Here is a 13,321-nt window from a genome sequence, read left to right on the forward strand (position 1 = left end):
GTTCTCCTTGACTTGCATGTGTTAGGCACGCCGCCAGCGTTAGTCCTGAGCCAGGATCAAACTCTCCATTGTTAGGGTTGTTTGTTTGTTTTTTTGTAACACTCTTGTCGAGGTTAATTCCTGCCATCGCTCATCACCATACGCATACCAATTGTCAAAAAACGAAATTGAAAAAAAATAAGCTTAAGAAGATTGCTTTAAACCAAACCTCTAGAGCAAATAAAGTTAGCTTCTTACTTACCTCGGAGACAAACTATTTTTTCGAGGGAAACTCTACCGCACTGTAAGGCTTACAGGCTCGGGAAAATCTAGAAAAAGGCCTGGTCCATACCGAGCCTGCACTCTTTTGGTATATCTTATCTCTCGCTCACGGTTTGCAAACTCAATTCCCTTCACTGATCCCCAGATACTGCCCCCGTAAAGCCCAACCAGGGTAATTCGAGGAACCCACTTGGCAATGACCGTCGGTCCTCCAGCAAAGAACTGAATGGTCAATCCTGTCATGGAAGCGAAGGTACCCACGGCGGGAATCCAGTCTTGGAGGTAAACGCGCCCTCCACCGGGGAATATACCGAAAAGCCCTGTCCTAACGGGATCCCGGTTTGGGAGCTTTTCCACATTGTCGCAGGCCTTCATGAGCACTGTCAGGTTACGGCGGTGCTCTTTCGAATCAAATATGCGCCGTGCCTGGTCGAATCTCTTCTTAGCTTCTTCGAATTGCAGATCATTGAATTTCGCATATCCGTCCAGTGTGATCAGATAGGGATCTTGTGTGGATCCTACCATGGTATAAACCGTATCGTAGTCGCCTTGCATGAGGTTGAGGTAGATAAGTCGGTACCGTGTCGCACGGAATTCGGAGCTGTTAGGCTGTACTTCGTTCTGAGCTTTATTAAAGTAATCGGTGGCCAGTACGTATTTTCCCTGTTCTTCATAGCTCCTGGCAATTTTGTAATAGACATTCGGTGTCAGCAGATCATCTGGATAGAGGAACAGATACCTGAAGCACGCCACCACACATCTTTCATAATACCCCTGATCAAACAGAAAATCGCAAAAGCTTGTGAGCTCCTCTTTCTGGTACCCAGTGTATTCCTTCCATTGCTCCTCCAGATCGGCTACAGTACCGTAAGTTGTCTGAGCGGGCAAAGGTGATAACGCCATTGCCCATATAAAAAGGTTGTATAAGTATCTTTTCAGCATGGAGACTACTTCAACAATGTCATTTTCTTCGTTTCAGAAAAATCTCCGGCCACAAACTTGATGTAGTATATACCGGCTGAAACAGGAACCCCTTTATCATTTAGCCCTGACCAATTCATGGAATGACTCCCCGCCGACAGGTTGCCTCGTACCAAAAGAGCGACCTCCCTCCCCAACATGTCGTAAACGGCTAACCGAATATCAGAATCACCGGGCAAGTCGAAACTGAATGTAGTGGTGGGATTAAACGGATTAGGATAATTTTGATGTAGTGCAAACTGTGCTGGCACCAGTTTACTGTGCTCATGAACAGCGAGCCAGTTCACTTCATAGGTTACAGGATTCTGCTCATCGGGATATACACAGAGAACGTTCTCACCATCGGCATCAGATAGTATAACATCTTCATTAGAGTCAAGATAGAATGACAGCTGGGACGGTAGTCTTTTCACCACATCAAACATGACCTCTACCAGAACCCCTTCCGAGCTCTGCACAGTCTGCCCTCCTTCAAGGTCCAAACCTAAAACAGTGGTCGATCCGTCGGCATGTTCTATTCCCCACACTTCCCAGTCGGCGGCCTTGCCGCCAGTTCGGGCCCAGTTAAAACGCAACGTGCCGTTAGAATTATTACGCAATGTAAACTGAAATCCCCTGAGAGCCTCATTGTCAAATACCACAATTGGCACCAGGACCGAGGTATCCGTTCCCGCAACGGCTGAGGAAAAGCCGAGGCATCCACACTGGCCGGTGGCTACCGTATCACCAAATGTGACACTGGTGGAGTCTAAATCAACATACCGGGCGGTTTCGTTGGGACAGTCAATCTCCGCTGACAACGTTGAGATAAGATAAACAAATGGCAGAAAGCGCTTCATAGCAAAATCATTGTTAATGAAGGAATCTACACATCATCGCTTGTAATAATGAAAAAGGAGCAGCTTTACTTCAAAAGGGTCATCTTCCGGATCCGGAAATCATTGCCGGCCCTAACAGAGAGTAGATAGATACCCGCCGCCACGTGATTACCGCGCATTTCAGTGCCATCCCAATTTAGCAGGTGCAAGCCGCCATTCATCTGTTCGGAAGCTAATATTTTCACCTCTCTACCGGTTACATCATAAACAACGGCGGTGACAAAACGTTCATTCGGAAGGCTGAGTTCAACTGCCGTTGTAGGATTGAACGGGTTGGGATAGTTATCTGATACTGAAAATTTTATAGGTAACTCATCAGGCACATCAGCTATGGATAATGCCGGATCATAGATTATTCCTGTGCGAAAAGGTCCGCCCCTATACATCCGCCAGCGGGTGCCATCACCGGCCCTCGTCTTCACATCTATAACTACAAGCTGCGTGGATGCCGCTGCCGCAATTTCCGGGTCACCGTCACCATCCAGATCACCCACTGTGAAGGAACTCTCCACCGACCCCTTCAGATTGATCGGAAAACTGGACACTACCGTACCGTCAAGATTAACGGCGAAAAGCATCCCTTCGGTGAGTGAGGCCACCACCTCAGCCACGCCGTTGTTATCCAGATCAAATGCTACGGGTGAACTCTTTAAAGCTGTGGTGCCACCCAAGTAAAATGGCCAGCCCGACATCTCTAATAGCTGATTCTCGGAATAGCGGACCCCGTAGAGCTTCCCATCATTGGCGCCAAAAATAATTTCATAGGTACCGTCACCGTCCAAATCATCAACCATGGGTGAACTTTGAACATGCCCGCCCACGGCATAGGTGGCTAGGGACTTCCCTTGCCAATCAATAATGTGGAGCTTGTCATCATCAGAGCCGATAATGATTTCCAACATCCCGTCACCGTTCAAATCGGCCAAAGCAGGATCAGTAGATACTTTGTTGCCCGTGGTGTATGGAAATCCACTGGGAATGGAACCGTCAGCAGTGAACAGATAAACATGATCACTCCATGTCCCAATCACAATGTCAAACTGGTTGTCTCCATCCACATCACCCACTGCAGGGGCGGAAAAGATGGATTCATTGATTGAAATGGGAAATGAACCGTAATCAGTGCCGTCATGATTGATGACGTAAAGATATTTCTCAAAAATAGTGAAAATGATTTCCAGATCTCCGTTCCGGTCCAGATCGGCCAGGACCGGCGGTGAAACGATCATCCCGTTGGCGGAGTATTCCGCTTCTTTCACACCATCATGACTCAATATATAAAGTGTGTTGTCCATGGAGCCGAAGACCACTTCAAGCTGCCCATCTCCATCCACATCTCCAATGGCGGGGGTGGAGCGAACATTGCGGCCCGCTTTGAAAGACCATTTAAGATCGCCGTCAGCGTTAAGCACGTATAGATAGTGATCATCTGATCCCATAAGAACTTCCTGTATGCCATCTCCATCAAGGTCAATGATGGTGGGTGATGTCCTGATTATGTTGTCTGCTGTAAACGGGAAGCCGGCCTGGTTCAAACTTACATCTACTGAAAATTTCTTTGTGTCCTGGTAAATGTTGCTGCCCGATCCCTCGGCTATAACCTCCATGGAAAAAGGGATCTCATCGGGCGTCATGGCCACATCAACCTGAAACTGGAACCGGTCAGTCACATTGACACCGCTGTTTCCCGATCCGATGTCAGGAAACACCGCCTCGCTGTCGATCATAGTCACCGCCCAGTGATCTGAGGAGAGTGTTGCTGTAATGTTTTTTGCATCCGCCCACCCTTCTTCATTCACAAGGACAACTCTCATCAGTGCGATCTCTCCGGGATTGAGTACACCGTCATCATCGTTCACCGGCTGAGTGGAGTAGGAAGAGACCTTAAGCTGAGGCAGCATTCCGCTGGCGATAGCGCGGAAAACATTGAGCCGCCCTGAACCGATCTTGCCTACATAAGATGAATTGTTATCATCAATATTATCGGTACCACGGAGGACCATCTGTTCAATTTTGTCAGCCGATTCGTTTGGGTAATAAGACCAGACGAGGCCCAAGGCCCCGGCCACAAGGGGTGAAGACATGGAGGTTCCGCTCCAAGAAGCATACTTGCCATCATAGACTGTGCTGAGAATACCGGAACCCGGCGCTATAATGTCCACCCAAGTTCCATAATTGGAAAAACCGCTTTTCCTATCTGAAGAATTTGAAGAAGCAACTGAGACAACACTTCTGTAAGCGGCTGGATAGCTTTCATCTTCACTCTCCTCATTGCCTGCAGATGCGACTACAATAGCACCATAATTATCCCTGATGTTGTTGTAGAGTGCACGTTCCGAATTGGACCGTCCTCCGCCTCCCCAACTAAGATTGATTATGTGAGCACCAGCTTTTGCAGCATAGAGAACGCCTGCGGAACCACCGCCGTCAAAAGTGGAGTCCGACGGGTTATCATCGTACTGAATTTTTACCGGCATATGTTTAATGGAAAAACCAACACTTGCCATACCAATACCATTATCCGTTGTAGCTGCCACGATACCCGCAACATGTGTACCATGAGGGTTACCATTAGTGGGACCGGGATCAGGCGGCGCCATAGGATCATTGTCCGGATCATTTCCCGCTGTCTTACCAGAAACATCCCAACCGATGAGATCATCCACATAGCCATCCCCATCATCGTCAACTTCGTTCAAGTCTCCAGGATCGAGCTGCCATTGCCCGTTGATAAGCTCGATTGTGTGACCGTCACCGTCAAAATCTTCATCAAGATTTTGCCACAGATTATCCACAAGATCGGGATGATCCCATTCACAGCCACTGTCTACGACCCCTACAACAATAGTTGGATCACCTGGAAGGTCGCCCCCTTGAATATCCCATAAATCCCAGGCCTCAGGCGCCTGAATGGTTCGCAAATACCACTGGTTGTTATACCGGGGATCATCAGGTGTATAGCGAAAACGATAATTGGGAACATATTCGGCAGATCTGATGGTTGGTTCAGAAGCCAATTCGCTTCGAACGGCGCTCCTATCGACAGTTTCATCATTAAATTTGATATCGTAGTAGCGGCTCAAAAGGATATCCCCATCCCTGTCCTTGTCTGTGGCTTGAGGTAGCCATTGGCTGATCCGCGCTGCGCCATGGCGGGAGAGCAAATTATCTATGCTTTCGATACCAGTCTTGTTCGAAATCAGGTCAATTGCTTCTACATTTACACTTTCATGAAAATAGATTCTGACCACATTGTCAAGATAGACGCGTCCTTTCGGTTCAGCTACTAAAAAACAAAAACACCCCAAGAGTAAAAAATAAAATCTTCTCATGAGCACCTGTTAACGAACGATGAGAAGTTTTTTCGTCGACATAAAACCGGGCGCTTCCATTCTGTAAAAATAGACACCTGAAGCAAAGCCGCGGCCGTTAAGAAAATAGGTATAGCTTCCCGGTGCCAAAAACTTGTCATGGAGGCGGCTCACCTCTCTCCCGGTAATGTCATAGAGCTTCAGAACGACTCGTCCCTCTCTTGCAACATCAAATTTAATGAGGGTTTCCGGGTTGAAAGGATTTGGCATATTCTGACTCAGCACGAACTGCTCAGGCAGACCTATGTCGTCCTCAACACCAGCCCCCTCAATGTCGATGGCGGTGCGAATAAGGAGATCCCCTTCATAACCAAGATCGGAAAGGGGGGCCCATTCGTCAACCTCTGTGTAATAGTAGCTTCGCTCTTTCGATTCGCTACCGGTGTCAATACTGAGCGGCGGTGAATCGGCCGTCTCACCCCATGCAACATAGAATTGTCCCTCAGTGAAGGTCAACCCCGCGCCAGAAACATCTTTGATATTCCAACCCTGAGTCACCGTAGGAAAAATGAGTGTTGCGCCTATGTGATTGCCAGGCATACCATCATTGCCGTCATCATCAAAGATGGCCAGGTAGGTCAGTCCTCCTGCTTCTCTGGAGTGATATTTTAAGGTCATGAGTGTGATTGGGAAAATGTTAGAGCTGAATCTTACAGCGTACCAACTATTCTCACCCAAGGACGTTGCACCGGTCTCCGATGTGCCGTCATCATAAGCTACTTCCCTGACCGTGTCAGATCTGGGCCGGATGGTCACAGTAGAAGACATTGCACTTTCCACTTCATCAGAGGCTCCAGAGTTGTAAATCGATGTAATCCCATAGGTGTAATCAACTGCTATGAGAACCAACGAATCAGTAAAACTTGTTTTCGTCAAATATGTACCGTCCGGCAAAGGCTCGGCGAAAGACTCGCCCGGGGCGTGGCGGTAAACGTTGTAGACAGCATTCTGTCCGCCTTGTGTAGAAACCTCAACTCGGATCCCCCACTCCCCATCGGGAAGATTGTTGTTCTCTGCAGTGGTTCTCCACCGTTGCCAGGGCCCGTCTCCAAGTTTGGTCCAGGAATGTTCACTTGGGGTTGCATCTTCATCGAGCCCAGCATGCAAAAGGGTGTCTATTGCCTGAGCAATGAGGAAGTCACCCTCAAATTCCCAGTCCACTTCAATCTCGTTCCATACTGCCGAAGACCGGGACATGGTGATGTCGTAGCTCGGCTCGTCCGCCGGCTCTCCGCCCGCCACTTCATAACCGTAGACCGTAACCGTGCTCACACTGTCTGCGCCTATAAGTTTCACTTTTTTAACTATGGCAGAGGAACCGAAAGGCATCTTGAAAACATTGCCACAGAGGCCAGTACCCCCAGTCATAAAGATAGCATCTTCAAATGAACCGTCATCATAGGCTACTTCACCATCAATATCACCGCTGGGAACAGCCTCCCACGAAAGTTCCACCGTTCCGCCGCCTGTGGAGACGGTTAATCCCTTGGGAGCAGGAGCAGTTTCCACCAGCGATTTTTTCCAGACATGGAGATCGTCAATATATAGGCCCATGCTGGTGTTGCCTGTATCCCCATCGTGGTTGTCATCAGATTTGAATTCCCAGGCTACACGAATTCTGTTTCCTGCCCATTGGGACAAATCCAGCTGAACGTTCGTATCTTCATTGAAGGGACTTCCAGGACCATAGATTTCCCAGCCGTAGGTACCAGGACGACCATCGGTGCCGTAATCATAAGTAACGGCGTAGGAAGGTGCGCTAAGTTCAGCTCCGGCCCACCACGACTTGGTTCCGTCGTATCCGTTGTATTCGTTCATGTTCCAATGAGATCCCCCAGCGGGTGTGAGGACTACCTTATCGTCAGCATTGTCGTAGAGCAATGTATCCGAGCTGTTGGATACCAAAACTTCATCCACATAGAAACCACTTCTGTACAGCGTGTTATCATCCGCCGTGCTCCAACCTGGATCAGACGCAAAAACAAACCGGATTTTCACGGTATCACCGCTAAATGAGCTCAGATCAAACTCTGCGTCAACCCAGTCGTCAATTTTGTCCGTCCAGCCCGGAACGTTGCACTGGTCCAGGTTGTACTGAAAACCAAAACAGCTACTACATTCGTAGCTTGGAGTTCCTTCAATTGTAGTCCACGACATACCCTGGTCTTTTGAAACCTGAACGTTAGCGGCATCCCAACCATTTAGAACACAACCGCTGTCATCCGTGTAAGGCAGACCAGATATTGACTCAAGGCGATAAAGCAGTTTGAATGTTAGTTTGTAATCATTGCTGGTGATCTCAAGTTCCGGGGAGAGGAGATATTCCACCCATTCATTGGAGTATCCCCTGAGAGAATTGTCCATATCCTGAACCCAAAGCCTGTAATAATCTTCAAGAGAACCGTCACCATTTCCGTCTGAATCGAGCATCTCAGCCCAGACTGCAAACGAAAAATGGAGTTCTTCCAGTTCAGCGTCAATTTCAGGCAGTTGAATTATGGGGCTTAACAATGTGTCATTCTCATCTATCCCTACAGCATGATGAAAACTGTGGGTAGGGCTGTTTGAAGTCTCGGTGGTGATTTTCCAGGTGCCCTGAGTTTCCCAGTCTGCAACCCCAGACTCAAGGTCGTCGTAGAAAATGCTGGTTGTGTCCGGAAGTACAGCTGGTTGCGTACCGTGTATCAGAGTCTTTCCTGAAACATTTCGGAAGGCAGACAGACGTTTTTCTCCGCCTTTGGTTGCTTTTTTTTCATTACCGTTGGCAGTTACAATCATCAGCAGAAAAACAGGAAAAAGTCTCAGTAACAAACTTTTCATAACATCTCCAAGATTAAAGGATATTCTAAGTCCATACTTTATCTGAATTAGGCTACTTGAGCAGGATCATTTTCTTCGTCTTCCTTATGCTGCCTGCTTGAAGACGATAAATATAAATACCTGCCGGAGAATTGGCCCCGTTCCACGAAACGGCGTGATTACCGGCATCTGACGGACCCTTCAGCAGGGTTGTCACTTCGTTACCTAACAAGTCGTAAACTGTCAGTGAAACTTCGGCTTTCTCCGGGAGGGTAAATTCTATGACCGTAACAGGGTTGAACGGATTGGGATAGTTCTGCGCCAGATCAATACGGGCTGGCAAAAGATCTGAATCTTCCACAGTAAGAGGCTTAAGTGTCACTTTGGAAAAGTATACCCTGTTCTTGAAATCAGCCTGTGACGGTGAACCCCCATCAGAAGGCGTGACGGTCTGAACATTGTAGTCCGGGCTCTCGAACATAATATAGGCCTCATTATCGGTGGCTATGAATGCCAGCTGAGGATAAACCTCATCAAGCTCCCTGTCCCTGGTGTCTGTAACGTTGACTGGGGCTTCCCAGGTTTTCCCGCCATCGATAGAGCGCTGAACAAAGACATCATAATTAAAATAGGTTTCGGTGGTGTCTGCAACGGCCATGTAGCCCACATACATGACGTGAGGGTCATCTTTACTGATGGCGGCTGACGGGTAGATCCTATGCCAGTTATTGTCCCAGAAAAAAGAAATCTGGGTGGAGTTGACAAAATAGATCTCCCAACTCTCGGGATCGGAAGGATCATTAGAAAAAAAGTGGTAAATGCCGCAAGATTCATCTATAGCAGGATAGACACTGCCGCTGGAACTTGGAATTGCCGTAGAGAAAATGTGCAGACCTCCGGAAGGGTCCGTCTTCAGTTCGACTTCGTAGGATATAAACGGACTTTCAAATACGACTGTATCAAACTTTGCTATCATCAAGCTGTCACTGAAAAAGCGGTCTTTCAGAATATCACGAGGGATATAGTAATAGTCCGTTCCATCCATACCAGTTCCACCCTCCCCACTCCAGCTTGCACCGTAATCAGTTGTTTTTCGTATCATGACGGTGTGAGATGAATCGGGGGATTGACCCTTGAAATAACTAGAAACTGCAGCATAGCCGGTTCCGCTTTCGTTAATATCTATAACCACATTTGAGGTGAATCCACCTTGCATGAAATCAGCTTCATCAAAGAGCAATATGGGATCGTCAAAAGTAAAGTAACCGGACATATTTTTATTGGAGTGGTAAAGCCACCTGTTGCTTGAAGTTTCCTGAAGGGAATTTGACCACTGGCTGTAAGCAGCATTCAGCACCGGTGTGTCACCGTCATGGGCCAGGGAGACGGAACCGACCCAATTGTCCGGCGGGTCGCACGGTGTAGGGCTACAACCGTTGTTGAGATCTACTGGAGGTGAAAAGAAAGAACCACCTCCATAATAAAATTCATCCCAACTGTAGACTGGTCGGCCACCATACAGACCGCCCCCAGTGCCTGTCTGGGTATATTCGTTCCAAACAATGTAAGGGTAATCACTACCGGCTACTGCACTGGGATAGCGACCCATTTTCTCGGCCGGTTCAATGATGTTCAAATCTGAGTAGGTAGTAAACAACTCGCCATCCTCAGACCATGCCGCCCCCATATAGCCCGAATTTATGGGGTCATTGAAGCTCCACTGCCTGTAGGCCATGATGAAACCGTTGTCAGGATGATATGACAGCGGTGTGGTGTTACCAACCACCATACCGTACCCGTTCCGGGAAGAATCCACCAGAACTGTGGATACAGAAGATGTGGAACGGTAAACCCTGGGCGAATGCGAGTTTGAGTTACTATAAATAAGTGTTGGTTCGCCCTCCAACTGGAACTTCATGGTGGCTGGTTGTACCTGTGCCTGCATCCGCTTCGGTACCGGACTTTGTGCCAGAAGTGTGGCGGCAAAACAGACAAAAAGAATAAGTGTACTTTTTTTCAAAGCTGACTCTTGCATATGCTGAATCTTAATTCTCAGGAACCAAACGTGCTGTGACAGGAATCACCGCTTGTTTAAAACACGGTCGATGAGTCCGTACTTTTTCGCTTCTTCAGCGGTCATGAAGAAATCTCTGTCCGTATCGTCCGTGATCTTCTTGAGGGTCTGGCCTGTCTGAAACGCCAACATCTTGTTCAGCCGCTCCTTCATGGCCAGAAGCTCCTGTGCATGGATCTGGATGTCGCTGGCGGTTCCCTGCATACCGGCCCACGGCTGATGAACCATAACACGGGAGTTGGGCAGGGCCGAACGTTTTCCCTTCTTCCCCGCTGACAACAATACCGCTCCCATGCTGGACGCCTGCCCCATGCAAATGGTAGCCACATCGGGCTTGATATAATTCATTGTATCCACAATCCCCAACCCAGAAGTGACAGAGCCACCAGGAGAATTAATGTATAGCGAAATATCCTTATTAGAACTCTCAGCCTCCAGGAAAAGCAGCTGGGCAATGGTGAGGGACGCTACGGTGTCGTCCACGGGAGTGCCAATAAATACAATCCGCTCCTTCAGCAGGCGTGAATAGATGTCGTATGCACGTTCCATCCTCCCTGACTTCTCAACAACAATCGGTACAATCTGAGATCTTTCAATCATGATTTAAACTAAGCTCCTTCTGTGGAAAGTTCACGCTGTTTGCGAAGGTCGCTGGTGCTGATGATTACTTCGCTTATCTTTGCATATTCTTTCAGTGTCTCAAAAAGAGAACGGTCCAGCAAATCATCTCTCAGCCGTTCCTTGTTAGAAGATTTTTTGTAATAACGCCTGATCTTACCCTTCTCATCCTCTGCTGATTCGAGAATCTTTTCGATGTGCTCATTAACCTCCTCATCGGAGACCGAAAGTTCTTCACCATTAACAAGTGCTTTTCGGATGAGATACCATTTAATGCTTCTAACAACGGACGGACGGGCCTCGTTCCTGTATTTATCTTCATCGAAGGTTTCCCCGTTATTGGATTTTGCCTGCTCAATAGAGTTTTCGATATAATTGTCAACCATGGATGGCGGCGGTTCCAGGTCCGTTGACTGGAGAAAATAATCTATGATCGCTTCATTGAGTTGACCTTCAGCGTCCCGATCCATCCGCTCCTGGATTCTTTTCAGAACGTTTTCCCTGAAAGAGGTTTCATCGGTGGCTTCATTATCAAGTTTTTTGATGAACTCTTCATCCATCTCCGGGAAAATCTCTTCCTGAACGTTTTTTACTGTGAGCTTATACTTGGTAAGGCCGCCCTCCTTTGTGGTCTCTGTTTCCACCATAGCGGTGTCTCCCACCTTCAAATCGGTGAGGCGACTCAGATTATCACCACCGAAAACGCCGTCGCCCACTTTAATGTAACGGTCCTCCACTTTCTTACCGATGATGGGGACGCCGGAAGTGTCCATCTCCTGCATATCCACCAAAAGAAGATGACCGTCACCTGATCCCTCCTCTACCGTCTTCAGTTCGGCAAACTGCCGGCGGACTTCTTCTATATAGGCATCCACATCTGCATCATCTGGGACGTAAATATTTTTCTTCACTTTCATCTTGCGATTGTACTTCGGCAGTTTCACCTGGGGCTCGACTTCCACCGTGGCTTTGAAACTGAGGGACGTACCTCGGGAGAATTGAAGGTCTTCTATTTTCGCCTGATTCACAGGGACAATTTTGTGTTCCTGTAGCGCTTCTGAATAATGCATTTCGATGGAATCCTGAGCAAATTCGGCCTCCAGCTCCATTCCAAAGTTTTGAACAACCACCTTCCGTGGAACTTTCCCTTTCCTGAAGCCGGGCATACGCACCTTTTTAGTAAAGCGGCGCATGTGTGCCTCAAAAGCGGACTCCAGATCCTCCCAAGGCACAGCAATGGTAACCTGCCGGGTGTACGGGTTGATTTCTTTCAGTTTCACGTTCATGCTTGAAAAAACCGCGTTGTTAAAATTACGACGACCGGCCCCTTAATTCTAAAGGCACTTTTTCTCAAATATGACAGAGGCTCAGCGGGGAAGCTGACCCGCGACGATCATGACACCACCCTGATAGAGCAGCCAGAGACACACTATCTGGACGGCGTGAAAAAGGTCGTTGTGGTTGAAATTTTTGTGAATAGACCATCCCGTGGCCCACAAACCGCCGGCAGCAACAGTAAGGAGCGCCCCAGCGAAGAGATAACCAGACCCGGAGAGGGCCTGCCGCCAGTAAAGTGTTGCGAATACAGCCAGGATAACCATCAGCCCTACAGCTATAAACTTTATCGAATGACCGAACCCAGCAAATTTTACCGTTTGCCACACATATAAGATAAGGCCGATGGCAGCCACCCACAGGATGATCCAATAGGATGAAAAAGGTATTACCGCAGAAACTCCCGCCATCATGAGGAAAAATGTAGTAAATCCCATACATGTCAGAGCCACCTTCCAGATCCACTCCCGCATCATTTGAGAAAAGTGGGGGCCAAAGCCATGAAACAGAGCACCCATAACGGACCCCGCCGCCACAGCAAAAAAAGCCCAGCTGAGATGGAAATGAAACGGGTGAATACTTTGCCGGTAAACATCTGACATTTTCTGCCCCAGGGTAAAAGTTATTAAGAGTAAAATGATGTTTATGACGAACGTCGTAGGCTCGAACAGATTTTTTTTCATTGTCCCTTTCCCCCTGCGGCTGGTTTTCTCTCACCGCAATAGATGCATTCTGTCCCCATCTGAACGGTGAAACTGCAGGTGGGACAGTTCCACTCCTCCAGATCAGACTCTTCCAGTTTACCCTCAGTCGGTTCGCGTTTCAGTGACCAGTGGAAAACGCCTCCCAAAAAGATGATGATAACGAAAAAAAAGAGCCACAGCAGGTATGTCACGGTGTCTTCCAGGTAAGAATCAAAAACAGCAGAACCACAGCGTGTGTGGCAAAACAGAAAGGACAGGGAGTTCGGAGCCTGTAAAGTCCCCACAAAAGGTAGAGGCTAA

Annotated in this window: 9 protein-coding genes and 1 rRNA gene; all 10 read right to left on the bottom strand. The window is 48.0% G+C overall.

What is annotated here, in order from left to right:
- Positions 1–71 (bottom strand): 16S ribosomal RNA (locus tag EYO21_04855); the annotation flags it as partial.
- A 202-nt stretch (positions 72–273) separates the two neighbouring features.
- Positions 274–1,203, bottom strand: a complete 930-nt coding sequence (locus tag EYO21_04860; protein ID HIB03138.1) for a hypothetical protein — start codon at positions 1,201–1,203, stop codon at positions 274–276.
- Between the two features lie 5 nt (positions 1,204–1,208).
- Positions 1,209–2,081 carry a T9SS type A sorting domain-containing protein gene (locus tag EYO21_04865; protein HIB03139.1) on the bottom strand — a complete coding sequence of 291 codons (873 nt, stop codon included), beginning with the start codon at positions 2,079–2,081 and terminating at the stop codon, positions 1,209–1,211.
- Positions 2,082–2,146: 65 nt separating this feature from the next.
- Entirely contained in the window at positions 2,147–5,452 is a 3,306-nt protein-coding gene (locus EYO21_04870) for a T9SS type A sorting domain-containing protein (protein HIB03140.1), read from the bottom strand.
- A gap of 9 nt (positions 5,453–5,461) precedes the next feature.
- The gene (locus EYO21_04875; protein HIB03141.1) at positions 5,462–8,311 is read right to left on the bottom strand and encodes a T9SS type A sorting domain-containing protein; all 2,850 of its coding nucleotides are present in this window, start codon (positions 8,309–8,311) and stop codon (positions 5,462–5,464) included.
- A gap of 52 nt (positions 8,312–8,363) precedes the next feature.
- Positions 8,364–10,325, bottom strand: a complete 1,962-nt coding sequence (locus tag EYO21_04880; protein ID HIB03142.1) for a T9SS type A sorting domain-containing protein — start codon at positions 10,323–10,325, stop codon at positions 8,364–8,366.
- A gap of 45 nt (positions 10,326–10,370) precedes the next feature.
- Complete coding sequence (gene clpP / locus EYO21_04885) at positions 10,371–10,961, bottom strand: ATP-dependent Clp endopeptidase proteolytic subunit ClpP (protein ID HIB03143.1); 591 nt, start codon at positions 10,959–10,961, stop codon at positions 10,371–10,373.
- Positions 10,962–10,972: 11 nt separating this feature from the next.
- On the bottom strand, positions 10,973–12,268 hold the full coding sequence (tig, locus tag EYO21_04890; protein HIB03144.1) for a trigger factor: 1,296 nt from the start codon (positions 12,266–12,268) through the stop codon (positions 10,973–10,975).
- Between the two features lie 81 nt (positions 12,269–12,349).
- Positions 12,350–13,000 carry a hypothetical protein gene (locus EYO21_04895; protein ID HIB03145.1) on the bottom strand — a complete coding sequence of 217 codons (651 nt, stop codon included), beginning with the start codon at positions 12,998–13,000 and terminating at the stop codon, positions 12,350–12,352.
- A complete protein-coding gene (locus EYO21_04900) occupies positions 12,997–13,212 on the bottom strand; it encodes a hypothetical protein (protein HIB03146.1) in 216 nt (71 codons plus the stop codon). Before EYO21_04900 ends, EYO21_04895 begins: the two co-directional genes overlap by 4 nt.
- Between the last annotated feature and the right edge of the window lie 109 nt (positions 13,213–13,321).

Source organism: Candidatus Neomarinimicrobiota bacterium, from assembly GCA_012964825.1.
In the GTDB taxonomy this organism is placed as follows: Bacteria; Fidelibacterota; Marinisomatia; order Marinisomatales; family S15-B10; genus UBA2125.

Coding starts and splice junctions, on each gene's coding strand:
- EYO21_04870 (HIB03140.1), bottom strand. CDS start 5,452: ATGAGAAGATTTTATTTTTTACTCTTGGGGTGTTTTTGTTTTTTAGTA.
- EYO21_04860 (HIB03138.1), bottom strand. CDS start 1,203: ATGCTGAAAAGATACTTATACAACCTTTTTATATGGGCAATGGCGTTA.
- tig (HIB03144.1), bottom strand. CDS start 12,268: ATGAACGTGAAACTGAAAGAAATCAACCCGTACACCCGGCAGGTTACC.
- EYO21_04875 (HIB03141.1), bottom strand. CDS start 8,311: ATGAAAAGTTTGTTACTGAGACTTTTTCCTGTTTTTCTGCTGATGATT.
- EYO21_04895 (HIB03145.1), bottom strand. CDS start 13,000: ATGAAAAAAAATCTGTTCGAGCCTACGACGTTCGTCATAAACATCATT.
- EYO21_04865 (HIB03139.1), bottom strand. CDS start 2,081: ATGAAGCGCTTTCTGCCATTTGTTTATCTTATCTCAACGTTGTCAGCG.
- EYO21_04880 (HIB03142.1), bottom strand. CDS start 10,325: ATGCAAGAGTCAGCTTTGAAAAAAAGTACACTTATTCTTTTTGTCTGT.